At 43.4% G+C, this 256-nt stretch carries 1 pseudogene; it reads left to right on the forward strand.

Features of this window, described 5'->3' with window-relative positions:
* Positions 1-256, forward strand: a pseudogene (locus LI241_RS15670) (hypothetical protein); the annotation flags it as partial.

Genomic DNA, 256 nt, shown 5'->3' on the forward strand with positions numbered 1-256 from the left:
TTTAAGGAAGTCAAGGCAGATGTGGACTATGAGGTCGTTGAGGAAAACGCAGAAGGTTGGCGAGTATTGGGGGATGTAAAACAAAGCGGAGCGACACAGGCACCGGTAACAGCAGTGCAATATACCAATGCGATTGCTTCCTTTGGGGTCAATAAGACATTGAGCGATAAGAACACATCGGATGAAACATTTACGTTCTTATTGATGGATCATATGAAGAAGGCATGGAGCAATGCAAAGTATGTACTGTATGATA

It is taken from the genome of Longicatena sp. 210702-DFI.1.196 (genome assembly GCF_020563125.1).
GTDB lineage: Bacteria > Bacillota_I > Bacilli_A > Erysipelotrichales > Erysipelotrichaceae > Longicatena > Longicatena caecimuris.